Source organism: Entomomonas moraniae, from assembly GCF_003991975.1.
GTDB classification, from domain to species: Bacteria; Pseudomonadota; Gammaproteobacteria; order Pseudomonadales; family Pseudomonadaceae; genus Entomomonas; species Entomomonas moraniae.
Window position 1 is genome coordinate 2,638,379 of sequence record NZ_CP029822.1, and the last position, 26,698, is coordinate 2,665,076.

General features: G+C 34.7%; 21 protein-coding genes. All 21 read right to left on the reverse strand.

The window, feature by feature from the left end; genetic code table 11:
- Window positions 1–5 precede the first annotated feature (5 nt).
- Window positions 6–1,730, reverse strand: coding sequence for a ShlB/FhaC/HecB family hemolysin secretion/activation protein (locus tag DM558_RS12240; RefSeq protein ID WP_127164261.1), 1,725 nt, complete (start codon window positions 1,728–1,730; stop codon window positions 6–8).
- A gap of 211 nt (window positions 1,731–1,941) precedes the next feature.
- A complete protein-coding gene (locus DM558_RS15705) occupies window positions 1,942–2,463 on the reverse strand; it encodes a hypothetical protein (RefSeq protein ID WP_177412511.1) in 522 nt (173 codons plus the stop codon).
- 46 nt (window positions 2,464–2,509) lie between these two features.
- The gene (locus DM558_RS12250) at window positions 2,510–3,223 is read right to left on the reverse strand and encodes a hypothetical protein (RefSeq protein ID WP_127164262.1); all 714 of its coding nucleotides are present in this window, start codon (window positions 3,221–3,223) and stop codon (window positions 2,510–2,512) included.
- Window positions 3,224–3,538: 315 nt separating this feature from the next.
- Entirely contained in the window at window positions 3,539–4,192 is a 654-nt protein-coding gene (locus DM558_RS12255) for an MvaI/BcnI family restriction endonuclease (RefSeq protein WP_228411746.1), read from the reverse strand.
- Between the two features lie 973 nt (window positions 4,193–5,165).
- A complete protein-coding gene (locus DM558_RS12260) occupies window positions 5,166–5,534 on the reverse strand; it encodes an SEL1-like repeat protein (protein WP_127164264.1) in 369 nt (122 codons plus the stop codon).
- Window positions 5,515–5,724, reverse strand: a complete 210-nt coding sequence (locus DM558_RS12265; protein ID WP_127164265.1) for a hypothetical protein — start codon at window positions 5,722–5,724, stop codon at window positions 5,515–5,517. The genes DM558_RS12260 and DM558_RS12265 overlap by 20 nt, the downstream gene beginning before the upstream one ends.
- Window positions 5,725–5,970: 246 nt before the next feature.
- On the reverse strand, window positions 5,971–6,492 hold the full coding sequence (locus tag DM558_RS12270; RefSeq protein ID WP_127164266.1) for a hypothetical protein: 522 nt from the start codon (window positions 6,490–6,492) through the stop codon (window positions 5,971–5,973).
- An 87-nt stretch (window positions 6,493–6,579) separates the two neighbouring features.
- Window positions 6,580–9,318 carry an RHS repeat-associated core domain-containing protein gene (locus DM558_RS12275; protein ID WP_127164267.1) on the reverse strand — a complete coding sequence of 913 codons (2,739 nt, stop codon included), beginning with the start codon at window positions 9,316–9,318 and terminating at the stop codon, window positions 6,580–6,582.
- Window positions 9,319–9,462: 144 nt separating this feature from the next.
- Window positions 9,463–12,330: a LamG-like jellyroll fold domain-containing protein gene (locus DM558_RS12280; protein WP_164731459.1), complete on the reverse strand. Its 2,868-nt coding sequence runs from the start codon at window positions 12,328–12,330 to the stop codon at window positions 9,463–9,465.
- Between the two features lie 178 nt (window positions 12,331–12,508).
- Window positions 12,509–12,829, reverse strand: coding sequence for a phage holin, lambda family (locus DM558_RS12285; protein ID WP_127164269.1), 321 nt, complete (start codon window positions 12,827–12,829; stop codon window positions 12,509–12,511).
- Entirely contained in the window at window positions 12,810–13,424 is a 615-nt protein-coding gene (locus DM558_RS12290) for a hypothetical protein (RefSeq protein WP_127164270.1), read from the reverse strand. Before DM558_RS12290 ends, DM558_RS12285 begins: the two co-directional genes overlap by 20 nt.
- 589 nt (window positions 13,425–14,013) lie before the next feature.
- Window positions 14,014–14,535 carry a hypothetical protein gene (locus DM558_RS15710; RefSeq protein WP_177412511.1) on the reverse strand — a complete coding sequence of 174 codons (522 nt, stop codon included), beginning with the start codon at window positions 14,533–14,535 and terminating at the stop codon, window positions 14,014–14,016.
- Window positions 14,536–14,581: 46 nt separating this feature from the next.
- Complete coding sequence (locus DM558_RS12300; RefSeq protein ID WP_127164271.1) at window positions 14,582–16,450, reverse strand: TniQ family protein; 1,869 nt, start codon at window positions 16,448–16,450, stop codon at window positions 14,582–14,584.
- Window positions 16,450–17,409, reverse strand: coding sequence for a TniB family NTP-binding protein (locus DM558_RS12305; protein ID WP_127164272.1), 960 nt, complete (start codon window positions 17,407–17,409; stop codon window positions 16,450–16,452). The genes DM558_RS12300 and DM558_RS12305 overlap by 1 nt, the downstream gene beginning before the upstream one ends.
- On the reverse strand, window positions 17,409–19,352 hold the full coding sequence (locus DM558_RS12310; RefSeq protein WP_127164273.1) for a Mu transposase C-terminal domain-containing protein: 1,944 nt from the start codon (window positions 19,350–19,352) through the stop codon (window positions 17,409–17,411). Before DM558_RS12310 ends, DM558_RS12305 begins: the two co-directional genes overlap by 1 nt.
- Window positions 19,285–20,043 (reverse strand): TnsA endonuclease N-terminal domain-containing protein, encoded by a 759-nt coding sequence (locus DM558_RS12315; protein ID WP_127164274.1) that lies wholly within the window; start codon window positions 20,041–20,043, stop codon window positions 19,285–19,287. The genes DM558_RS12310 and DM558_RS12315 overlap by 68 nt, the downstream gene beginning before the upstream one ends.
- 169 nt (window positions 20,044–20,212) lie before the next feature.
- Window positions 20,213–20,599, reverse strand: a complete 387-nt coding sequence (locus tag DM558_RS12320; protein ID WP_127164275.1) for a helix-turn-helix domain-containing protein — start codon at window positions 20,597–20,599, stop codon at window positions 20,213–20,215.
- 426 nt (window positions 20,600–21,025) lie between these two features.
- A complete protein-coding gene (gene gyrB / locus DM558_RS12325) occupies window positions 21,026–23,443 on the reverse strand; it encodes a DNA topoisomerase (ATP-hydrolyzing) subunit B (RefSeq protein ID WP_127164276.1) in 2,418 nt (805 codons plus the stop codon).
- Between the two features lie 150 nt (window positions 23,444–23,593).
- Complete coding sequence (locus DM558_RS12330) at window positions 23,594–24,241, reverse strand: zinc ribbon domain-containing protein (protein ID WP_127164277.1); 648 nt, start codon at window positions 24,239–24,241, stop codon at window positions 23,594–23,596.
- 387 nt (window positions 24,242–24,628) lie between these two features.
- A complete protein-coding gene (lpxA, locus tag DM558_RS12335) occupies window positions 24,629–25,423 on the reverse strand; it encodes an acyl-ACP--UDP-N-acetylglucosamine O-acyltransferase (RefSeq protein ID WP_127164278.1) in 795 nt (264 codons plus the stop codon).
- 171 nt (window positions 25,424–25,594) lie between these two features.
- Window positions 25,595–26,692 (reverse strand): DNA replication/repair protein RecF, encoded by a 1,098-nt coding sequence (recF, locus tag DM558_RS12340; protein ID WP_127164279.1) that lies wholly within the window; start codon window positions 26,690–26,692, stop codon window positions 25,595–25,597.
- Between the last annotated feature and the right edge of the window lie 6 nt (window positions 26,693–26,698).

The window sequence follows — 26,698 nt, forward strand, 5'->3', positions numbered from 1 at the left end:
ACGAATTAGAAATTGACATCAACACGAAAATAAACGGGATGCTCTTTGCGCTCAATCACATGAGGGGATTTTAACGAACGCGCAAAAGTAACCGCCGCGCTAACATATTGCCCTGACACATTAAATTCAAGGGCATTGCCTGACATGCGCCCGCTGTATTCTGGATTGTATTTGCTATGACGTATCACACCCACATCATAGGCAAACAAAGCACCGTATTCTTGAAAGATTTTTTGTAAAGGCTCCCACGTGATCCCTTTACGCCAACGAATCTGATTACGCCAATAACCACCACTGTCGCCTGATAAAGACTGCTCTTTAAAACCCCGAATGGAGCTGCTACCCCCTAGACTAATTCGTTGTGGGCTAAAGAGTACATCATGGCTGTATTGACCGTTGGCTAAGCTTTCAAAACTAAAGTATTCGCCTTGGATCTGAAAGGGATGAAGATAACTTACGGTTAAGGTGTATTTGTCATAGCGAGCATCTGGATTACCATGCCCGGCATGGCGATTCGATTGCGCATCTAATGCACCGATACCTTGTTGCCACCCTAAATCCATATTCAAATAGGCATTGTTGATACGGCGGCCATAGTTAATACCTAAATCAAGAGAGGTTAAGCGTTGGCTGGAAACATCTAATAAGACATCATCAATGTAGTTACGCGTCCTTAAATGGGAAATACCTGCACTTATGCCTGCTTTACTCACACTGTCTCGATAAATAACACGATCCATACTAAAACGGTGAGTTTTACTCTCACCGTCCATATCAAAGCTAAAACCATCAGTGCTGTGAGTACGGCTGCGATAATAGCTTTGGCTGTAGCTATAATTAAAATTCCAGTAACCAAAAGGAAGATTGTAGTTAATGCTTTGGTTATCGGTATGTCGCCAGTGGTCACTAACCGCATCACCTCCAGCACTCAAACTCACCTGATCTGCCAAACCCAATGGGCTGTCCCATAAAAGAGAAGCCGCCCATTGTTGTTCTCCTGTGCTTTTTTGGCCATCATTATTACGGTTTAAGTTCACATGCCAAGGCTTGGTTTTTTGTCCTTTTAATTGGATATAGCTACTCCCCACTTCTTCGCCTGGGAGGAGTTCTATTTCAACTCTGCGTGAGGGTAGACGATTTAGTTGCTCTACGGCTTGTTCTAAATCTCTTAAGTTGATGGCTTTACCTTGACTACTGGGAGAGGCCATATATACTTCGGCATGGCTTGCTACATCTGATGCTTTAAACCCTTCAAGTTTGCCTTCTACCACTTGAATAATGAGTTCTCCCGTTGATAGGTCTTGCTCGGGCAGATAAGCACGGGAGGTAACATAGCCTTTGTTTAGGTATTCGTCGGTGATTATTTTTAATAGTTCGTTAAGTTGCTCAATGCCCACACATTGGTTAATAAAAAGCGCGATCAGTTGATCTTGCCGAGTTTTAGAGATCAGTGTAATACCTTTTAAGGTAATGGATTTGATCGTAAAACAATACCCTGTTGCTTGCGGTTCTACTTTGGGTTGGCTTGGTTGTTGAGTAGGCAAGTCTTGGAGTTCTTGAAGCTTTTTTTGTTGTTCTTGCAGAATGCGTTGCTGACGCTCGCGGATATAGTCGATATCGCCTGGCGTTTGAAAAGGCGCTGCCTTGGCTGGGCCAACAAAAAACAACCCCATTACTAGAAAAATAGAATGGCTAAGCGCACAGCGCTTGTACAAAGAGGATAAGTTCATATAGCCTCAGATAACTACAACAATGAACCGTAATATCAGTTTATTTTAATGATTATGTGACTAAAGTCTTAATCCCAAGAAAATATATCAAAATATTTCAATAAAGCATATAACTGCTATTATTTTATTTTTATTATTCAACTTGCATTCAGCTTACGACAAATTATTAAGGTAATCGTGTGTACGGTTTATTTATTTTGTAATATTTTATTTATAGCTTCGTTTTCCTTTGAAATAAATCCTCTTCAGTAGCCAAATCATAACCAATAAATATAGATTCTTTAACTTTCTTAAACTCCCCAGTAAAAGGCAAATAAACTAATATCATCCATTCATCACCTTCTTTTTCTGCTGCATAGGGATGGTAGATTTCGCCAGACTCATCTACTCTATTAATACGAAACAGTCTTTTATGAGGGTAATCACTAAACTGATGTCGTATATCCATCATTTTCCAAACAACTTCAGCAGAAAAACTTGGATGATTTGATTTAATATGGTTTTCTAATCTTTCTGTTATGTGTTCTTCCTCATTTCTGAAACACATTTCCATTTCTTCTTCATCAAATACAACTTCTTTAACGGCATATGGAGGGCCTTTAAACCAATTTTTATCTAGTTTAGGGTCTAATTCAATAGCTAGGATAGTTCTTATCCCAACATCAGTGCATAACCAACATTGTCCTGTTGTTGTATAAAATTTACTTCCTATCTCAAAACTTGCATTCTTCATCTATAGTTATCTTGAAATATTTTTATCTAATTACAATAATTATCAATTACACAATATCCTTTAATATTATTATTTCTTTTAATGACTCTCTAGAAAACACTTTAAGCCTAAGCTTTTTATCACTCAAGTGATCAATAGGATAAATTTCTTTTTTTGCTAAATACGTTATTAACGTACGAGAGGTTATTCTAATAGCTTTAGCTATCTCTGATAAAAAAACATATTCTTTAGTAAATAACTCTAAAAATGTTTCTGATACGAATCTTTTTTTACTGTTGTTATCCAGTTGACAGGTTATTAAACCTATATTCACTAATTGATAAGCAATTTCTTGATTGATATTAAGAAGCTTTGCTACTTGAGGGATGGTTAAGTAGTCTTTCATATCATCATTATCAACAATCCATTGTTTTAGTTGTTCACGCGAAACTCTAAGTGATTTGATATTTTTATAGTTGTCACGTTGTATCGTGACAGAAATAAAACCTTCTTTAATACTTTCTAGTAGTTTAGGTAAAGCAGGTCTTACGCTCCCTCCTACTACTTTCATTGCCTCAGCAATAGTGACAGCTTCTTCTTGTATAGGGGTTTTATTTTTAAATAAACAACGTAAATAGTGTTCAATACTTTCTTTTGAGAACTGCCATTTTATAAAATCATAACCCGGCCTTTTAGCTTCAGGAAAATGATATGCATTTATTAGCTGATTAAACTGTTTTTTAGTAACTCCTAATCGTTTCTGTGCTTCTGCATATTGCAACTCGAAATGAATCTCTTCTACAATTAATTTCTTCTGTTGACATTACTAAACACAATCCATATTCATTTTTTAAATCTATACGATAAAGTTACTATACATAAAGGTACTACGAAAAAACTACACATCAGTATCTTTTAAAAATCGATATATCATTATGTTATAGTATATCAACATAAACCTACCTATGATAATTATGTCTATTAACTCTATACTATGTAATATTGATATTTTGATTCTACTTAGTATTCCCAAATTTGATAGTCGCAGAATATCTATATTTATAGAATCTCTGTGAAGCATAGAATTATTTTACAATTAAATCTCATAATAAACAGGCTCAGGAAATAACAAATTCAAATTTTTTGAATTTATTTTAAATAATGGCCCCTTTTCAGAGACTTTGTTAGTCTTTCCACTACGTTTAATTAAATGATCCATTGTAATCACTCTGTCTTTCAAAAGAGGTAATAATTGGCTTAACAATGGATTTTTAGTATGGATTACTTGTTTTAAAATAAAACACTCTATACCCTCATCATTAACAAATGATTCAGCTTCTATCCAAAAAGTTTCTTTATGTTTTTCTAAAAGTCTTTGTCTTAGTAACTTACCTGACCAGACTAAAGTAATACCATCTATTTCATGTATTTCGAACAATATATCTTTCTCAAGATCTACATCAAAAGATAACCCTTGAGGATTAGCTATACCAGCTCTTACTGTACAGTAAAGTTTATAACTATCTTCTCTGGAATAACCATACTTATCTAACATTTCAGCACTACTTTTTATAACAGAGTTTTTCCACTCTGCAACTTGGGCAAAGATTGTTGACCGTTTTTTAGAAAACTGTCGTGTTGTTTTTAGTTCTATACCTAGATAATCTGGCTGCTTTGAACTATTAGGTTCTTTAAAACCGATGATGTTACGTAACTTATCGAGTTGCAGCTTTACTGATTCTGCATGCACTAATATGCCTACTTTTTACTGTACAAACAATATATTTGATTGCAGTAGTAATTATTCCTATGACATCTAAAGCTCCTTTAGCTATAGGCTTTATTTTAGCTTATGTTTATATAGTTAAATTTATATTTTTTATGATAAAAGCCCAGGTATGGGATTCCAATACACTATTTAAAAAATATATTGGTATTGATAGGCTATAATATAAGAATAGATGTTGATTAAAATAACCTACTAATCAAAACCCTAAAAAAAACATGGTTTCTAGTATTTCATTAATCTTGAGAAAATTTATCATTATTTATGAGAAACCATTTCACTTATTATGAGAAATAGTTTCACTATTTTGAGAATTTATTTCTTTAATTATGAGAACCGACAAACTGTCGGTTCTCATAATTAATGAAATAACAGACTGCGCAATTTCAACAGTTATAGCTTACATAAACTTATCAAGTTGAAATTATACCCACATACAAAATGATAAAAACAACATAATTCTCATTTAAAATGAAAATAAATCTGTTTTTCTTTGATAAAGAAATTAGCACGTATAGACTCACATAGTAAACTTAAAAATAGAGTGTAATCAAATTTGACAGTCCGTTCAGAGCGCATGCTGTTTGAAAACTAATAATTACTTTCGACTTGATGGCTATTTTATATGGCCAGCCATCTCATGAAGCTGCAAGCAAATACAGCTTAATCCTCTGAAAATGAAAGACTATAGAACTTTTTAACTATTTTCAGTATTCGTAAGGTATCTATACAGAAAATAAAAATAGCCTTTTGCTATTCATTTATAAAATATATGGATAAACATTGGCATGCAAAAAAGTAGAAAAACATTAATGATATTTATATCGTTGGATTGTTGAGTTTTTATAAAGCCTGAGCAAACGGCAGACATTAGCTCTATCTATTACGAAAATCACTTATCATTATTAGGAAATAATAATTTTTTTTAATATTGAATTTATTTTTTTGTTAATTTAATAAGTGATAATTGTGTATACATTTGTTCAGCTTCGAAGATGATATCCATTGTTGGGGTCGAGCTTGCTAGTAACTCTGTTAATAGTTCTTTCACATAGTATTTTTCTTTAAGAATGATAACATAGAGTTTTGCCAATAGTAATGTTGCTTTATCACTACCTTGCAGCCTAGCTTTTTGCAGGTAATGTTTGTATAAAGAGAACTCTCTCACCGCCTTGTAAAAATCAGCTAGTTTTAAGATAGCTTCTATCTGATTTGTTTTTTCAGCTTCATGGTAGTAAAGTGCCGCTTGACCATAATCAACGATTGTCCCCTGCCTATATAAATAACTATCGCCTAAATAAATCATCGCTGTTGTGTTGTAGTATTTGAAGTTCTTCTGCCATCTCTATAAATGCCTTAGAAGGTAGCTTTTTATTGTGATAAGCAGCTTTTATTACAAGGTAATTATTATCATTACTTTTATTATATTTTATATCTTCGAGTAATTGCTGTGCTTCTTCTCGAGAAACTTCATAGGTATACTGATCCTCAATCACTTGTTTTAATAACTTTTTAACTTGGCCTTTTACGTTTTCACTGATGATATAAAGCTTTGCTAGCTCTTATTCGTACTTTTTAATTTTTAAATATTATCATAAAACTATAAATCTGTTTTCATTCTTATCCTCTCTGTAAACTACAATCTATTAATTATAGTTTAACTAAATATCTATTATAAAAACGATTACTTAGCAGATAATTGAACTTTTAAATACCCGTCACTTTAGACAATTATAGTTATATTATTTAAACTTTTTAATTACTTTTTTGAGAGTATTAAATAAAAGCATGATAAATACTGACAATATAACAGCCATCGGCATGTAATCAAAACTATATATCTTTGATTTTATAGGTATTATATTGCCATTTATAACTTCGTAAGTAGACCATACTGTTCGATCATCTGTTTTTAATTTTGTTTCAATTTGACTTATCCCATCATTTTTTAAAATATTATAGGAAAAACAAAAAGGTGTGCCCTGTTCAAACCAGCTTTTTTTACCACTAGCCTCTTTTGAAAAGAATGATGTATTACCTGTTGTAAGCTTATCCAGGCCTGATAATTGTAGAGGATAAAATGTCCCATCCTTTTTAAAAATAGCTATTCGAAAATCACTGTGTAAAATATCCTTATTGGCATACCTAGCATCATAAAATGATAAAAAATGAAGAAAACAAAAAGTTAAAAACAAGAAAAATAGAACTTTAAATACAAAAACTCTTAATACAGTCAAAACCATATCTAAGTATTTCCTTTTCATATCACATCCTCGCATCTCGCATACAGATAACATTAAATAAGTAGAAGGTTATTGACTAAAAATAGAATAACCCTCTGAGTTAATAACTTATATTTTTATATCAAACTTACATTTACAAAACTCAATTGATGGTTCGAATATTTCTCTCAATTTCATTCCAGAACTCATCCATTGATATGTTGCAGCTGGAGCATTTCCATGCCCACCACTATTTAAGTTAGTACTTGGATTATTAAAATGTAGAATATTCCATCCCATCTTAGAAAACCAATATTGAGTTCGAGAAAAACCTGGTATATATCCTAAAGAACCTCCTGATAATCTAAGCATCCAGTCAATATCAACAGGCCCACCTACACTAGGAAAATCATAATTTAATCCTAACATTTCATCTTTAAAACTTAGTGGATTATAATTACTTGATAATGTCGTACATAAAGGGCTTGAGCATTGATCATCATGCTCTATTAATAACTTTAACTTCTCACAACCGTCTTGACCTAATTCTTTCAGCCCTAACGCATCACTCCACCGCAAAGGATTCCCATCCACATAAACAAAAGTATTCCACCCACCCTCTAAGCCAATTGGGTCACTTTGACTATAACGTCCTAAATCAGGGATGTAGGTTCTGAAGTAGTTGTAATGAAAACCCGTTTCTTGGTCAAAGTACTGCCCAGGGAAACGCAGTGGAACCGTGGTTTTAGTCCCGGTATTTCTTGGATCTTCGTTAGCCATTGTAGTGCCGTAGGCATCACTTTGCCAAGTCCAAACCGTTTGTTTAGCGGTATTGGTTGCCCAGCGTGGCGTATTAAGATGATCGGCATGTAAATAGCTGATAGTTTGCGCACCCGCCACATTATTGCTAAAAGGAATGTCTATCTGAGCAATAGGCATTATACCGACCCATACCCAATAAGTTTCTTTTATTTTTTGTTTTGTAGCACTGTATTGGGTTTCTTGGATCAGTTGACCTTGTCCGTTGTAACCAAAGGTGCTGATACTGCCATCCTGCTTCACTTTGATAGCCCGTTCACCGTAAGCATTGTGGATATAGCGTGCCAGAATGCTTTCTTGAGTGCCGTCTAGTTTGATAACTTTGGCAAATCGATTGGCTTCATCGTATTCAAAACGCTGAGTTTTGTCTTTGTAGCCTGTGATGTTGTTCATCACATCTTTGGTATGGTAGATACCATTGGTGTTATAAATAGTGCTATTGGTATCAAACCCTATGGTTTGTGCTCCTTGACTGTTTTGACGGGTAGTTCTGTTGCCTACAATGTCATAGGTATATTTGGTGGTCTCTGTTCCTTGCTCTTGGGTTAGGCGGTTAAGATCATTGTATTGATAGTTGGTTGTACCAAACTGGCTATCAGTCATTTGTGTGATATTACCGTTGAGATCATATTGGTAGTTTATCGTTACTGTACCAACTTTTTGTTGAGTAATTTGCCCATCAAGATTGTAATTACGGGTCAACGTTAGTCCATTACCCCACGTTAGTCCTGTAATATTTTCAGCAAAAGGACTGTAAGTGATATTGTTGGCCAATACAGTATTGGTTCCTGCTTTGGTCATGGTGACTGCCATCACTTGTCCACCTGCATTACGGGTATAGCTTAGGCTAAGTGTACCTAAGTTAGTCGTCAGTACTCGGCCTGCTTTGTCGTAGGTATAGGTGGTGGTTTGTTGTGTTCCTAATGGGGCCCCATCGAGTGTGAGTTGATTTTTTTGTTGTGCAACAAGCCCTTGGTTGTTATAGTTATATTGGGTTTTACCGCTAGGATCATTGACGGTGGTTAAGAATCCAATATTATAAAAACCTAGGGCTGCTTGGTCATAAATAAAGTCTGCATTTAACGAGGTATCGTTAGGGTATATTTGTTTTGTTAAGCGATTTAATGCATCATAGCTGTATTGGGTCATATTGCCACGGGCATTAGTTTGTTTGATGAGGTTGCCTGCCTTGTCGTATTGGTAGCTGGTCAATCCTCTGGCGGTGCTCTTTTCTTCTGTTATCTGTGCGATATCATCGTAAGTAAACCATGTATTGCCACTAGAAAAGTCTTTGGCTCGGGTCACATCGCCGTGTACGTTACGGTCATGGTAAGTGTAGTCATTACTATAACGATCTCTTGTTAGGTAGTTTTCTTCATTATAATCATGGGTTATTTTTGTTCCTTTAGGGTCTATTTCTGAAAGGGGTTGGTTGTGTGTACCGTAGCTGTATTGATACGTTTGGTTGTTTGCTCCTATTACTTTGAGGACACGCCCTAGCTCATCAAATTGGCGTTTGAGTTGCTTTGTGATGACTGTTCCTTTTTTAGTCACTTCTTGGGTACGATTACCCATTGCATCATAAGTGTAAGTGATGCTGTCGTTTAGGTTGTTTTTTACGCTGCTTAAGCGTCTGGCATTGTCCCATGTGTAGGTGAGTGTGCTGTTATCGGGCATTGTCACCATCGTTATCTGACCAGTTTTATCGTAGGTCAACGTTGTTTTTGCCCCTGCTGTGGTCATGCTATTTACCCAACCTTGTGCAGTATAGGTTAAGGTACTGGCTATACCATTGGCATCGGTAATGGTTTGTGGATTACCTTTTTTATCAAAATTACTGTAGGTCACCTTTTGGCCTAAGGGGTTAGTGACGGTACTTAAGAAACCGTCAGTATTGTAGGTGTACTGGGTGATGTCTTGTAGATCGGATCTTGGGCCATCAATGCGGGTGATTTGCCCATCATTATTGTAAGTGTATTTAGTCGTTTGCTCAGCGTAACCATTGGACACGGCTAACGCTAGCAATAACGGAATGTATTGCTTTTTCATTGTCTTTCCTTGTGTTTATTAAATTAAAGACAAAACAACACCGTCACCACTGTGTTTTGGACTGTGGTGTAGCATTTAGGCTTTAACGGTATAGGTTGTTTTGTGTGTTTGTTATGTGTTGTTAGTTTTTAACAGGTTGTTGATTTATGGATTGGTCACACCTTGGTTTAAAACATAGGGTTCTCGGCTAGGGGTGAAGTTTTCATTGTAAATAGCTCGTTTGCTGATGCGAATTTGGTCTAGGTAGCCTTTCATTGAGTAACCGTCTTTTCCGCTATTTCGTGTTCCAATGGCTAACTTTACGTCTTCGGGATAAAAAGCATAATCAATATTGTCGTTGATCGTGTGTTTTTTAACTCCATCCACAAAAATAGAAACCACACCATTTTTCTTCACAAAAGCAGCATGATGCCATTTATTATCACCTACATTCAGATTGTTAGGATATCCGTGGCTCATTCCCGTTTCACGCGATTGAAAGGCATGATAAACCAATACACCATTATAGCTATTGCCTGCTTGATAAATACTTAACGATGACCCTTGACTAGAAGTATTCATCATATCAATAAATAGATTGGCAACGTTGCCAGTGTTTGCTTTAAACCAAAACTCTATCGTAAAGTCTTCTTTACCAAATTGGAATTTATCAACAGGAGTTGTTAAATACGAGTTACCATCTAAATATAGCGCTTTACCTGTTACAGTGTCAGGATCATCTACAATTTGAGGATTACCTACTTTATTCCACTTGGTGCCAGTCTCATCAGTAAAGTCATTAAACTGCAATAATGCAACATCTTTGCCTTTATAATTTTCTACTTCATGATTGTTGAGTTCAAAGCGTTCATCATTAGGAGCGAAGTTTTCTGTATAAATAGCCTCTTTGCTGATACGAACTTGATCAATATAACCTTCTACGGTGCTTGATTCACCAACATTTCGCGCTCCAATTGTTAACTTTGTTGACTCTTTATCAAACTGATAGTTAATTGAATCATTTAAAGTGAGTCTCTTCACTCCATCATAGTAGACCGTTAGGACATTATTCTTTCTAACGTAAGCAATATGGTGCCATTGATCATCTAGTATATTTAAATTGTTCGGGTAGCCATGTACCATTCCAACACTTGCTGACTGATACGCATGATAAACTAAAGCACCTTTTGGGCTGGAATTTGTCGCATAAATGCTAATGCTTGAGTCAGGGGTTGCCATATTCATCATATCAATAAAAACATAGGCTTCTCCTGATGAAGGTACCCTCGGTTTTACTTTTGCTCTAAACTCAATCGTAAAATCTCCTGTACCAAATTGGAACTTATCCATGGAGGTAGTTAAATAAGATTTACCATCAAGGTATAAAGCTTTCCCCATCACAGCATCATCCACAATCTGTGGATTACCTATAGTTTGCCAGATATTGCCTGCCTCATCAGTAAAGTCATCAAATTGCAATAGTGCCACATCTTGACCTTTGTTGATTTCACTCTGATCTTTAAAACCATTGGTATATTCAACTAGTCGTCCATTGCTATCGTATTGGAAGCTTTGTCTTTGTCCATTATTGTTGATTTCTATTGGTAAAGGTAAAGTGTTATGCCATTTAGTCGTGCTTTCATACCTTAAAACACTGCCGTCGAATTTACGTTTGGTTTGTAACCCACGGTCATTGTATTCGTAGTAGATAGTGGCATTGTTTTTGGTATTTTCTGAAACAACCAGTCCTTTCGCATTGTAGTTAAAGGATTGGCTTGTAGCGGTACAGGAGTTAATCGCTTGTCCCTCGATCTTTTTAATTTTCTTTTCTAAACGAATATCTTGGAACGTATAAAGTGCCGACTTACCCAATGGATTGGTTACGCGAGTTTGGTTATTAGGCAGGTATTCAAAGGTGTATTTTTCTGCTCCTCCCGCATGTTCACTGCTAATGGCTTGCCCGTTATCATTGTATGTCCATGTGGCATAACGTATACCACGCTCATCTGTGATACCAGTTAATAGTTGAGGATGTTTGGTATTTTCATAGTGATAGGTTTGTTTATTGCCCTCTTTGGTAAAGCTAATCAGTCTATTTTGTGTATCGTAGCTGTAGATGATGGTACTTCCATTGCTGGCTGTGACATTAGTGATTAAGTTTTTAGCATTGTAAGTCAACGCTAAACTTCGGCCTTTTGTATCCTTTAAACTTATTAGTTGTTGGTTCGCGTTATAAATCAAAGTTACTGTAGGGACACCTGGTTTTTCATAACTAATTAGCTGGCCTAGATGATTGTAAAGCTCTATTTCCCCTGTGGCTGTTTGTACTTTCCAACCTTGGTTATTGGTCAGTTTTGTGATGACTTCTGTATCTTTGCTATCACTTTCCCAACGTCCGTTGCGAGGTGTAAAGATGATGCCTCGACCGTTATCGCGGTATAGTTTAATACGGCCTCTGGATTGGAGTTCTTTGATGTGCATTTGCCAGTTATGCTGCCATGCCAACCCCGTGGTGTCAGTGTCTAAGCGACTGCTCCAGTAGTTTCGAGTAAAGTTGAGTGCTGAATTAGGTAGCGTAATATCTGTAACGATTTCTACTTTTTGACCCGTAGCAATAAAGACTGGATTGCCCGCTATATCTGGACAGCTCTTTGGGTCATTTTGTGGATAACATTGCCCATCAGGATCTTTACCGCTATCTGGACAGTTTTCTTTTTTGGAATTAGGCTCAGGCGGCTCACAGGACATTTGCTTATAATCATAAACTTTTCCAGTAGGGCAGCTATCTCCTAATCTAAAAAAACCAAGTCCCCCAGGAGTATCACACCTTCCAGCTGATGTTCCATTCCAAGAAATTAGCCCGACTGGATCCATATCCAGTATACCTGCGCCTTCGGAAGCACAAAGCTCTTCTGGACTACTAAAGGGTCCAACGAGAGATAGAGGATGATGATACCACCCATAATCTTCACTCAGGGCTGTATTAGCACAAACAGCCAGTGTGAATGGTAGTATATAATGTTTTAGTTTCATTGTATTTTTTACCTTTTTGCTTAAGTTGTTTTGCATAAAGGACTGGTGTGATAACACCGCATCTTTTTATGCCTATAAAAAAACCGCCATTAGGCGGTTTTTTTGGTTGAGTGTATTACTGATTAATGATTGCTCATCCGTTGTTTTATCAGGAGGGATGATTTTCCTTTTTTTGATGCTATTGTTTATCCATTTTTTGATTGATTACTTTTAATAAGTTGTCTCGTAAAGTAGTGACGCCGAGAAAACCTATCGCTCCCCCAATGGTAACAGTTGCACTGCCCGGTAAGTGTAGCATTTCAACAATGCTACTTACGCACAAAGCCAGAGCACCGCACAGAAAGGCTTCGAGAAGTACTCTAAAGAGTTTCGTTTCTTGATCATCATAGAGCACTCTGAGACTAGCAATAATGGTCGCTAAAATCCCTCCTTGCCATGTTTGGTTGGTGATTAGTGCTGTATAAACGGATTGCCAAAAGTTAGGATCTTTGTCTGACATTGCTTCCTCTTTGATTTAGATTGTGTTTGGTTTCTTTTATGATTTGTTCCACGGGGCTTAGGGCCTGTTGGTCTAATGCCTCACAAATACTCAACAATCGGCTGTACAATGGTTGCCAGAACACTTTCCATTCATTACTAACAATAACTGTTTGTCCATAAGCTTGTAGTTGCTGATTAATCTTTTTTAATGTCTTAACCAGTTTTTTTTGTCCCATGATAAAACTACGATAATTATTGATAGCCAGTAAAATGAGATAGTCTAATACTGTTTGCTGCTCTGAGTCAGAAACTATCGGTGCTTGCTGGTTATAAATACATTTAACCAGTTGATGAGCGACTTTAAGATCACGGCTGGTAGACAACGGTGAATAAAGATAGTGTCCGAAACTTTGTAAGGTTTTAGGTAACTTGGAAATTGCCTGCTGTACTTTACCCGCTAAACAGTTGTGTATGAGTTGATAGTCATGATGGTGTTTTAATGCTTTGCAAGGATAATGACTAAAAGCTAATACTTGCTCCCCCCAAACATTAGCTGACTTTATCTGTGGATAATAAGCATCATGCCATGCCTGCCGACTATGTTGTAACTTCATTTTATACCCATACTTCTGTCATGATGGGAAAATATTAACTTTTTTTATTGGAAGGTTATTTTGGCTTGAGCAAGAACTTTTAGACGCTATGAATTAATTCGATGATATAACGGTTTTTGATTATTTAAAATCTCTTATTACCACAAAATGATGAGGTAATACTGGAAGTATTTTGAGAGATTTATTTTAGGGAGTTAGAGAATATTGTGAGCTAATTAATTATTAGCTGAATTGTCTGCTATTGGCACTGAACCGATTGCAAGATACAATTGTATTCATATTGGGCTGTATGTATCCCTTGAAGATAAAAATTAAAATAAGAATAACACTAAATATTAATAATACTCCCATTAGCTTAATACTATTAGGTAGTGTAGAAACATAGATAATCCATAATTGCTGATACAACATACAATATAATATCTACAAGAAAACAATATTCACTGAAAATATTTACATTGCTTTTCTCTGGTTACACATACGAATTAACACTTTCTAGAAAAGTGAGAATCTCAGACGTTTTGTTCATATATACATTGTCCTAGTTATCAATCCCTATTCAATTTTATTTATTTTATCATGCTATTATTTATAGCTTCGTTTTCCTTTGAAATAAATCCTCTTCAGTAGCCAAATCATAACCAATAAATATAGATTCTTTAACTTTCTTAAACTCCCCAGTAAAAGGCAAATAAACTAATATCATCCATTCATCACCTTCTTTTTCTGCTGCATAGGGATGGTAGATTTCGCCAGACTCATCTACTCTATTAATACGAAACAGTCTTTTATGAGGGTAATCACTAAACTGATGTCGTATATCCATCATTTTCCAAACAACTTCAGCAGAAAAACTTGGATGATTTGATTTAATATGGTTTTCTAATCTTTCTGTTATGTGTTCTTCCTCATTTCTGAAACACATTTCCATTTCTTCTTCATCAAATACAACTTCTTTAACGGCATATGGAGGGCCTTTAAACCAATTTTTATCTAGTTTAGGGTCTAATTCAATAGCTAGGATAGTTCTTATCCCAACATCAGTGCATAACCAACATTGTCCTGTTGTTGTATAAAATTTACTTCCTATCTCAAAACTTGCATTCTTCATCTATAGTTATCTTGAAATATTTTTATCTAATTACAATAATTATCAATTACACAATATCCTTTAATATTATTATTTCTTTTAATGACTCTCTAGAAAACACTTTAAGCCTAAGCTTTTTATCACTCAAGTGATCAATAGGATAAATTTCTTTTTTTGCTAAATACGTTATTAACGTACGAGAGGTTATTCTAATAGCTTTAGCTATCTCTGATAAAAAAACATATTCTTTAGTAAATAACTCTAAAAATGTTTCTGATACGAATCTTTTTTTACTGTTGTTATCCAGTTGACAGGTTATTAAACCTATATTCACTAATTGATAAGCAATTTCTTGATTGATATTAAGAAGCTTTGCTACTTGAGGGATGGTTAAGTAGTCTTTCATATCATCATTATCAACAATCCATTGTTTTAGTTGTTCACGCGAAACTCTAAGTGATTTGATATTTTTATAGTTGTCACGTTGTATCGTGACAGAAATAAAACCTTCTTTAATACTTTCTAGTAGTTTAGGTAAAGCAGGTCTTACGCTCCCTCCTACTACTTTCATTGCCTCAGCAATAGTGACAGCTTCTTCTTGTATAGGGGTTTTATTTTTAAATAAACAACGTAAATAGTGTTCAATACTTTCTTTTGAGAACTGCCATTTTATAAAATCATAACCCGGCCTTTTAGCTTCAGGAAAATGATTTGAGCCTATTATCTGACTAAATTGTTTTTTAGTGAGGCCTAATCTTTGTTGTGCCTCTGTAAAATTGACAATGTTACGCAACTTATGTAATTGCATCTTTATTGATTCTGCATGCACCAAGGTAAATATTCTATTTTCTTTTTTACTAATTGAACTAATCACTAACTTTTCTTTTATTGCTTTTTTAAGCAGTGTTGGCGAAATAGAGTACTCTTGCGTAGCTTGTTTAATTGGTATCCAATTATAATTATCTGCAAATTTCTCATTATAAAAAACATTTCGCTTAGTAATCTGCCATTGCCAGTAACAACTAATAAATTTTTCAATAATTTCTCTAAAGATGCGGTATTGAGGTGTATTAAACTGATTATAAAAATCCCTATAGAACTTAACGAAGACAGGTTTATATTTTACTACGCTTTGGTTTGTTTTATCGAACTGATTGAGTTTGTAAAGAAATCGCCAAAAGCCTAATCCTTTAGATAATAAAATACTAGCTAACTCCTCAAGCAAAGGCTTTAGTTCTTTTATCTTATAATGCTTAGAGTAACTTCTCCCTTCTAGTTTCGGAACACTATGGGGCCATTTGATTAGAAATAAAAATAACTCTATTCTTTCTTGAAGCGTTATTTTTGCTTTGTTTGCTAATAAGCTATAAGTGCTTTCAGGTTTAGATAAATATCCACTTAATAAATACTGTTGTAATAAATAAAGTTCCCTTGGTATTTCTTCTGTTATCGCTTGATTTTTTGACACCAGATGACCATTTTTACAGGGGCAATAAAGGTTCGTTTTACTTTGGATTATTTCACCACACTGTGGACAACTATCTATTAGCCAGACTTTATGTTTTAAGCAAGCAAACGATGATTTTAGTTGCCAGATCATCCGATAGTATCTATTTTCTCTTAAACACAGTGGACAATACCTGAGTCCATTATTGACTAAGTTATTAGTCGGCAGCGAACAGAGCTCTTTGATTTTCTCTAAATAGTGAAAGCCTGTCCAAGGGAAGTTAACCAATAGCTGAAACGTTTTATTATAGTTGAGTAAGCCTCCTTTATAGCCACCGCTCTCAGTTCTTATTAACCAACTAGCAGAATTATAACTATTCGCTTCTGCTAAGCGTAGAAGGTAGCTTGTGGGTGACTCATCTTCATAAGCTATAAAAGTTATAAGGGGTTTGTACAAACTAAGCTCTTTAGATTCATTACGTCTTCTCATCACTTAACCTCAAGGATATTTATACTCGCCTTATGAAAAGGCATCCCTCTTTTATCCAGCCGTTGCCATTTAAAGGCATTATTAAATGGGTTAAGATGGCCGATACCATGTACCCAAATACGCTTGGTAAAGGCTACTTCTAGGCAGTATTGGTCTATGCCAAGTAAGTTGTTTTCATAAGCTACTTCATAAGCACCTAATAATAGTTTGACGATATAATCGATGATGCCGTTGGTAGCAAAATGAATACACCTGATAAGGGATTTATCGGTTAGTTCGAGAGGTTTAGGCAGTGCTATTTCTTGATCTATTTTTTTAAGAATTCCTATAAAATATTGCCAGTCTGCTACTTCATCTAAGGCGAAAGGCTTTAAATCAATCCGTCGACTAAACCTTCGCCTAAGTTGCTCATTGACTTGTAAAATTTGCTCACTTCGCTCTAGTCCCATTAACACTGTTGATACCTTGGTTTTATCAATAACGGTTTTAAGCCAATCAGCCACCTTTAACGTATTATGGGTTTTACCTTGATCAATAAAATGTTGTAGCTCATCAAAGACGACGAGTTTGACATGGCACTGTTTGAATAATACCTCGATTCGATTCGTTTTATCGATGGCTGATCCTTTTGAAAACAGTGGATCGCCCAATTTCACTAACACGGCTTCTGCTAGATTTTTAACAGTTGGCATTGCCGGTGTTCCAATCACAAGAACCGAGATAATTGTATTGCCTGATTGTTCAATACGCGGATGGGCTTTTTCCAGTTCTTGCGTTAAAGTAGATTTGCCGGTACCTGCTCCCCCTACACAAACAAGATGTTGAGGAATACCAACCTGACAATTCATGTTATACGCTGTAATTATCTGCTGATACGCTTGCTCAAACTGAGGATGCCTAATCACCAGCTGTTTTACCCTTGCGATGGTGTTAAACAGATTACATGCTTGATCTTTCATTATTGATCCTCATGGGGTGGCATGATAGCAAAATCAGGGATATCCAAGTCATCCAGTAGAAAACCTGCTTCTGCTTTTGGAATATTGGGTAGTTGATCCACATTGATGTCGTAAGCTGCTTTCAATGCAGGTGTATTGAGTCGCTTAGCTCGCGTTCTTTTTCTTAAAGAATTGGTTTGATTGGCTTGTTGGATTTTATGTCTTAGGGCTTCTTTTTGTTGAAACAAACTCTCTGTATCAATACGATCATGTTTATGCGCAATCCGCTCCTTCAATACCGCTTTGTGTTGTCTTAGGGTGATTCCCTCTGCATACTCTGGCTCAGTACAAGGAATTATTAGATACTGGCCTGAATATTGGTCATACACCCATATCTTACCTAGGTTTTCTAAATTAACTCGAATCGTAACACTGGATTGGTTTCCATACCTTATACGGATAGTCCTTAATTCTTCTGTGTTATAAAAAAGCTGTAAAAACTGGATACCTTGATGTGATAATTTACGCTTAACTTCATGACTTAAAATAAGTTCTAGGGCTTGTTTGCTTTCAGGTAAAGAAGGTTCTGTTTGTTTCAGTCCTTCTTGCCAAGCAATCAAAGGATTAGCTGTTAATGCTTTATGGGGGGATTGGCAATAATCATCTATCAGCCATTGGTAGATGATTTCTTTCAGTTGTTCTAAAGTAATACAAGCTTCTTGAGCAGAGTTATAATCACCTCTTTGATTAATATTAGAAAAGGTAGTGCCTTTTAATTGATGGCACACTTGGTTATTGAGTGTGCCTAAGAAACGTTCCACACTGCCTTTGTAGTTTGGTTGTTGTTTAGGACAGTAAATCAGTTCTATATTGAGCTCTGCACAGACCCTTGTTAGTTGTGCTGAATGAAATTCTAAACCGTTATCACACACTAAGGTGTTAGGGATACCAAAAGCAGGCCATGTATTTTTAATCTCAAGATAGCATTGGCTTATAGATTCTTTTGGCAATATCGCTTGCCTCAATGCTCGAATAACTGACAAATAAGAAGGTGGTTCAAAGCCTATTTCTATGCCAAGCGGCATACGTGCTTTTACTTCAAATAAACAAGTTAAATAAGGCCTACCAATAACTAATCCTGTTATTTCATCCACCACCATGACATCCAATGGTGTATGATCTACCTCGACTCGCTCTAAAATATACTCTGGAACAATACCTTTACCCACCGTTCTAAAATATTGTTCTGCCTTTCTACGACCATACTTGGCTGCCATTACGGTGTATTTATCGACATTGTCTAGCATTCTATAGCTAGTAGCTTGACTTGGGATATTTATTGGCTCTCTAGTTATTTGATTATGTTGTTTAATTTTATGGCATAGCGCTAAATGAAAACTTTGCCGAGTACATTTTTCTCTTTTAAGGTAAATAGCTTCTAATAACTCATTAAATAATGCTTTAAACTGATCATTGAACTTGCGATGACCTTTACTTCCCCTCTGATAATTAACAAGTGAGGTAATATTGCGATCGCCCTTTCGCCAACGTTGCCACCAACGATAGACTGTTATTGGTGAGGGAGGATTGTTATCAGCTAGTTGTTGGCTGACCTTGGCAATGATAGACTCAAGTCCTACACAACAAGGTTCTAGATGTTGTTTTTCAGCCTCTTTAATGTATTCATAGCGTTTTAAAGCAATGATTTGTTGCTTTTCAGGGAGTGTCTTTAAATCCATGGCTTGTTTATTCGTATCAGTCGGCTTTTTATCAGTTTCTTTGCCTTGGAAAACTACCTTTTCGATCAAGAATAAATTTATTAACTCTGCTTTTGTGCGAGTCAAGATAGCGCGATCTTTGGTTCTTTCTAGGGAACAGAGATCATTTTCTGTAATCCTAACGATGGTGCAGTGTTCTTGGTCTAAAATCAGGGCTTGTCCTACCTGTAAAGAGGCTATTTTCATGGGTATTTTCCTTAATATAAATAGGTGTATGATCAGTCAGTGGCTGTTCTAAATTGAAAGAGAGATAACCTTGGGCCAGTAAGCTATAGGCCTGTTGGTAAGAACCCGTGTAACGAATTAATTCAGTTAAGTTACAATCGATTTTTTGACTTAACCAATAAATGGCTTGCATGATAAGTGCTTTCGATAAAGGAATATCTTGATAACGCCTTAATCGAACAAGATTGCGTTCACGTATCGGATGGTTTAGTTCTTGGTCAGTAATAATGACAAACGCATAGCCTTTATTGGCTAATTCTTTAGAGGCTGCTTGACAGAAAGCTAATAACGACAAATCTAGCAATTTATTAGCAGGTTTTATTTCTACATACCAAATCTCTCCTGTTTGCAGAATCAACTCAAAATCAGGGGTATATCGCTTTATTACCTCGTTAAAAGGAATATAAAGCCGAATAGGCTGTTCTCGAAAGGCTTCTACTGCTTTACAGAACTCAAAAAGATAACAAGCTCTACGCTCTAATTGCGACTCCCATGCAATCATCCGCCCCATTTTGGTGGAAGGAAATTGCCCTCTTACTTTACCTCTAGATCGGGTAATAGGCTCCCTAACCCTCGTACTTGAGGTGTTTTTTAAGGATGAGTTTATCCTTTGTGCTGTGCTATTTGGCTCAGCAGCATTTTTTAAAGACATAGATAATCCTTACTAAATTAGTAATCAATATGACTGACTATGGTTTATTTAAATAAGGTTAACTTGACGTGTTATATAAGAAGGGGGATACTTAAGGTTCTCAATCGTAAGGTACATCCTTGCAAATATAACGGGGCCAATTAACCATATTGTGCTCCGTTTTTACATTTTAGAACCTCCATTTAGGTTGTGAGCTATCATAGGTTTGATTCATTCTTAAAACTCTATTGATAACTACTACCTGATCTTCATTTAATGTTCCTAATTTGTCCCATAAGTTTTTTATAAGGGCACATTCTTCCAAACTAATATTTTTAGGAAGCTTCCTAATAGGCATAGATTGCTCAACAGCTAGCCAAAGTTCTGTCTGTTGTTCTTCGTTTAGTCTGAATGCATCGATTATCTTTTTGATAACTTTATCAGTAGGTGGGCCTTTTTTACCCTTCTCCATTGCACTTACATAACAAGCAGTTATTCCCAATGCATCAGCAACCTGCTTCTGTTGGAGATTTCTTACTCGTCTTAATTTTTCAAAGTAATTAGCAAATGGTGTCATATCCGTTTAGTTTATTAATGTATTGAATAAGTAAAGGATAAACTTTTTTTGATAAAAATAAAATAAAAATTTTAGTTTTTTAAAATTATAACATATTGTTTTATTTAAAAATTAACCTATGGTTTCTTTATATACTACAGCTTTATTTTTTATATTTTATTAACACAACATAGTTATATTTATTAGCATTCAAATCAAACTCATCAAATTTCACTAAAAAATTATTGACTGTTAATATTTGTTATATTATCTATATTATTAGTCCCTACAAAGATATTAAATCTTTTATTAAGTTTTATTTTTATTTCATTAATCTTGAGAAGATTTATCATTATTTATGAGAAACCATTTCACTTATTATGAGAAATGGTTTCACTATTTTGAGAATTTATTTCATTAATTATGAGAACCGACACAAACAATCAATCAAACATCTAAGTTTGATACAGCTAATGCATTAGTCTCAATAAACTCTCTTCTTGGTTCTACTTGGTCGCCCATTAGGGTATTAAAGATTTGGTCTGCTGCAATAGCGTCTTCAATAGTGACTTGTAGCATACGACGAGTATTAGGATCCATGGTAGTTTCCCATAATTGTTCAGGATTCATTTCTCCTAGTCCTTTATAGCGCTGAATATCGTAGCGTTTGCCACCTTCTGTTTTTAGCCATTCCATAGCTTCTTTGAAGGTAGTTACTGCTTTGGTGCGTTCACCACGCTGGACATAAGCACCGTCTTCAAGAAGGTTATTAAGTTGTTCACCTAGGGTTGTAATTGATTTATAATCATTACTCGCAAAGAATTCGCGATTAAATAATGTATCATGTACTAATCCATGAGAAATTGTTTTTACTTTAGGTAACCATAGATTTTTTTCTTCGTCATGATGCAATGTTACATTGTACTCTAAACCTGATTGATGATCCGCTTTTAAACGTTCCATTAGGTTATTAGCTATCGTTTGCATGGCTTGCTGGTTGCTTAACTCTTCTAATGTAACTTTTGGCATGTACATAAAGTGCTCAGTCAAATCTTTTGGATAAAGCCTTGATAAACGATCTAAGGTTTTCATGATTTGACGATAGTCATTAATTAGCTTTTCAAGCTGTGTACCTGCTAAAGGTGGTGCGTTTTCATTAACATGTAAACTGGCATTTTCTAATGCTAATTGAATTACATACTCTTCTAATGCTTCTTCATCCTTTATGTATTGCTCTTGTTTACCTTTCTTAACTTTATATAAAGGTGGTTGTGCAATATAGATATAACCACGCTCTAATAGCTCTGGCATTTGTCTAAAAAAGAAAGTTAATAATAATGTCCGAATATGTGAACCATCGACATCCGCATCGGTCATGATGATAATATTGTGGTAACGTAACTTTTCTATATTATATTCTTCACGGCCAATTCCACAACCTAATGCTGTAATGAGCGTGCCCACTTCTTGTGAAGATAGCATTTTATCAAAACGTGCTTTTTCTACATTAAGAATTTTACCTTTCAATGGTAGGATAGCTTGTGTTTTACGATCACGCCCTTGTTTAGCTGAACCTCCCGCCGAGTCTCCCTCTACAATGTAGAGTTCTGAAAGCGCTGGGTCTTTTTCTTGGCAATCTGCTAATTTCCCAGGTAGGCCTGCAATATCTAGTGCACCTTTACGACGTGTCATTTCACGTGCTTTTCTTGCTGCTTCACGGGCACGCGCTGCATCAATCATTTTACCAACAATTGTTTTTGCATCATTAGGGCTTTCTAATAAGAAATCAGCAAAGTATTTACCCATTTCTTGTTCAACAGCTGTTTTAACTTCAGATGAAACAAGTTTATCTTTGGTTTGTGAGCTGAATTTAGGGTCAGGTACTTTAACTGAAATGATAGCTGTTAACCCTTCTCGAGCATCATCACCCGTAGTGCTAACTTTAAATTTTTTAGCTAATCCTTCTTGCTCAATGTAGTTATTTAGGTTACGCGTTAGTGCTGAGCGAAATCCTGCTAAGTGTGTACCACCATCTCGTTGGGGGATATTATTGGTAAAACAAAGTATATTTTCGTTAAATCCATCATTCCACTGAAGTGATACTTCAACAGTAATACCATCATCTCGTTGGTTTGATGTGAAGTGGAATATTTGATTAACGGTGGTTTTATTTTTATTAAGGTACTCAACAAATGCACTTAAGCCACCTTCATATTTGAAGCTTTCTTCTTTACTTGTTCTTTCATCTTTTAAGAAAATACCCACACCTGAATTTAAGAATGAAAGTTCTCGTAAACGTTTTGCCAGAATATCCCATACAAACAGTATATTTGAGAAAGTTTCAGATGAAGGTTTAAAGTGAACTTGTGTTCCTGTTCTATCGGTTGTACCTATTTCGTGTAAGGGTGATTGTGGAACTCCGTGTGAATACGTTTGTTCCCAAATTTTTCCATCTCGATGGATAGTTAGAATAAGTTCTTCCGAAAGAGCGTTAACAACAGATACCCCTACGCCATGAAGTCCACCAGATACTTTATAGCTATTATCATCAAATTTACCCCCAGCGTGGAGCACTGTCATAATAACTTCAGCAGCAGATACACCCTCTTCATGCATATCAACAGGAATACCGCGTCCATTATCTGATACAGTAATTGATTCATCACTATGGATAATTACATGGATATCATTGCAATAACCTGCTAGTGCCTCATCAATGGAGTTGTCAACAACTTCAAACACCATATGATGTAATCCTGTACCATCATCTGTATCTCCAATATACATTCCTGGACGCTTGCGTACAGCATCTAATCCTTTTAGAACTTTAATACTGGACGAATCATATTCGTGTTTTTCAGTCATGAAATTACTCCAAATAACGCTTATTAAGCTATTTAAAGATATAATGTTTCACGTGAAACATTATATCTTTTAAAATCTATATTAATCTGGATTAATTATACCATTTTTATTATATTCTTGTTGTTAATCTCTGCAAATTATTGTTTATTATTAGTTTCTAATAATATCATAAATAATATTTTTATCTTTCAGGGAAGTTATTTGTTCTTTAGTTAATGTTATAACATCATTTTCATCATATTTTATTGAATTTCGTTCTAGCATCTTATTTAACCCAGATTTTTTATTTGATGCTTGAGTAGATACAGTAAAATAGTATTTGTCATTGTCTAAAACTTTCTGTAATTTTAATATTCCGTAAGCCTTTTTTTGATCGTCATAACCTGAATTATCAATTTGTGCTAGATTAGCTAGGTATCTATCATTTTCTAGTGGTGTAACTAAATAGCTTTGTATTTGTGCTTGATGTTGTGATGAAGAGTAACTCCCAAACACAATAAATGCTGCAATAATCGCAACAACAATTAACCAACCAAGCTTTCTAATAAAAGGAATATGGTTTTTCTTAAAATATTTTGAAAACTCTTCTTTAGATACTTGATAACCATTATTACAATGGCTACATTCATAAACATATTTTTTTGAAGTTAAAAAACTAAATAAATACCAAAGATGAAAATATCTATAATAAATAACACCTTTCATTTGTGTAATATTTTTACATGTATCACACTGGCAAACCTCCGGCAAATTGCCTTCTTCAGATCTACCACCACCACTCCCCCAGATAAAAAACATACTAATTCCCTTTTATAATATTAAAAGCAGATATTATACTTTAGTGCAAGATTTTTAAAAAATTATATAGTACTTGTTTCACGTGAAACAAATATTTTTATGAAAATGCTGGAAATAAATACGACTGAAATAAAAAAAATTAGCTTAATCTCATTATTATATATTAGATTAAGTTTATACTAATATTGCCAAAATTAAAGAAATTATTAGATTTAAAAGTTAGTTGCAAAATATTCTTTAAGAACTAAATTTATTTAAAGATGAAGATTATTTCTAAATTTTCCTATTGTATATCTGAAACTAATGGTAATGTTAAAATACTATCGTATTATGTATTATTAATATAATAGATCATTTAACTTACCATAATGATTCAGTATATAACTACTATCTAACAATACCACGCGATGAACAATTAAGTAGCGAGTCTAAGAAATTTTTAGCCACATCATATTTTACAGATAATTCTTGAATTTTTTCTTTAGCTTCTTCTAATGTTAACCCATGGCGATAAAGTAATTTATAACAATCTTTAATAATTTGTATATTTTCATCGGAAAAATTATGCCTTTTTAGGCCAATAACATTTATACCAAAGGGTACTGCATGATTTCCTTGCACAATGATGTAAGGAGGAATATCTTTAACCACAAAAGATCCTCCTCCCATCATGACATTGTCTCCGATACGACAAAACTGATGTATTGCACTAAGACCACCAATTATAGTGTAATTTCCTACAGTGACATGTCCAGCTAATGTTGCACTATTAGCAAATACACAGTTATTACCTACCAAGCAATCATGAGCAATATGTGCATTAACCATAAATAAATTATTATTGCCTATAATGGTTTTACCATTATCTTGGACAGTTCCTCTGTGTACAGTTACACCTTCATGAAAGGTATTGTTGTCACCTATTTCTGTTGTTGTTGGTTCACCTGAATATTTTAAATCTTGATTGACTTCACCAATGGATGTAAATTGAAAAAATTTATTATTTTTGCCAACTTTTGTAATACCATTAATAACAACGTGAGACTTTAGAATAGAACCTTCACCTATTTCAACTTGTGAAGCAATAAAGCAAAAAGGGCCTATTTTTACGTTTGGTCCTATTATAGCCCCTTCTTCAATAACTGAAGACGGATGAATTGTAGCTGTTTTATCAATCGTCATTTAAACTGATCCAGTTAATAATTTATATAAATAGAATAAAAATATATTTAATATAATATTTTTAAAATCTTTATCTATATCTACTAATGTAAAGTCAATAGTAATTATAAAGGTAGTATTGTATTTTAATACGCCTTATAAAGCCATTAAAAATAGATGAATATGAATATTTTAATGTTCATTAACAGCAGCTATATGACCATGTTCCACGTGAAACATTGAAATTTTTGTTTGAGATTGCCATAAAGAATAAATAGGTTCTTTTTCAACACCGGTTATAAATATTTGGCATTTTAAATCATCTAATAATCGGCATAATGATGTGCGGTGTTTCTCATCTAATTCTGAGGCTAAATCATCTATCAAGTAGATAACTTGCCCTTTTTTATAATTATCAATGATATATCCTTGTGCTATTTTTAATGCACAGACTACTAACTTTTGTTGCCCTCTTGAAAGCACATCCGCGGCATTAAAACCACCTAATTTTAATCTCAATTCTGCACGTTGCGAGCCTGCTTGAGTATGTCCCATTTGCAAATCTCTTTCTAAAGTATTATTCAAAATGGTTTCTAATTTTGTTTCTTTATCCCAACCTCTATAATAGCTTAAAGTAAAATCTTTTATATCAAGTAACTCAGCTAAAACTTTTTCAAATATAGGCAACAGTTGTTCAATATATTGTTTACGATATAAATCAATTTCTTCACTAGCATTACAAAACTCATTATTCCAAACCGCTAATTCATTAAAGTCTTTTTTATTTTGCCTTAACCATGAGTTTCTTTGTTTTAAAGATTTTTGAACACGTTGCCAAGCAGCTAAAAACCTTTTTTCAGAATGAAATACTCCCCAATCAATAAATTGCCTTCTTAACTTTGGTGAACCCTCTAATAAACGAAAACTATCTGGATTAATAATTTGCAAAGGAAGAATATCAGCAAGTTGTATAGCTGTACGAACCGTTTGTCCATCTAGACGAATTTGTAAATCACCTTGTTTATTTCTATTAATACCTAATTGATGAGTCACATTCGCTGTTTGTTGTACTTTTGCGAAAATAGTACAATCACTAACATCATAATTAATGACCGTATTAATTTTATGGCTTCTAAATGATCTGGCCAAGCTTAGTAAGTAAACAGCCTCTAAAACAGAAGTTTTACCACTTCCATTATTTCCATAAAATATATTGACGTGAGGAGATAGGGACAATGTTACTGGTTTAAGATTACGTAAACCAGTAATATCAAGGCGTATAAGCGACATTTAGCC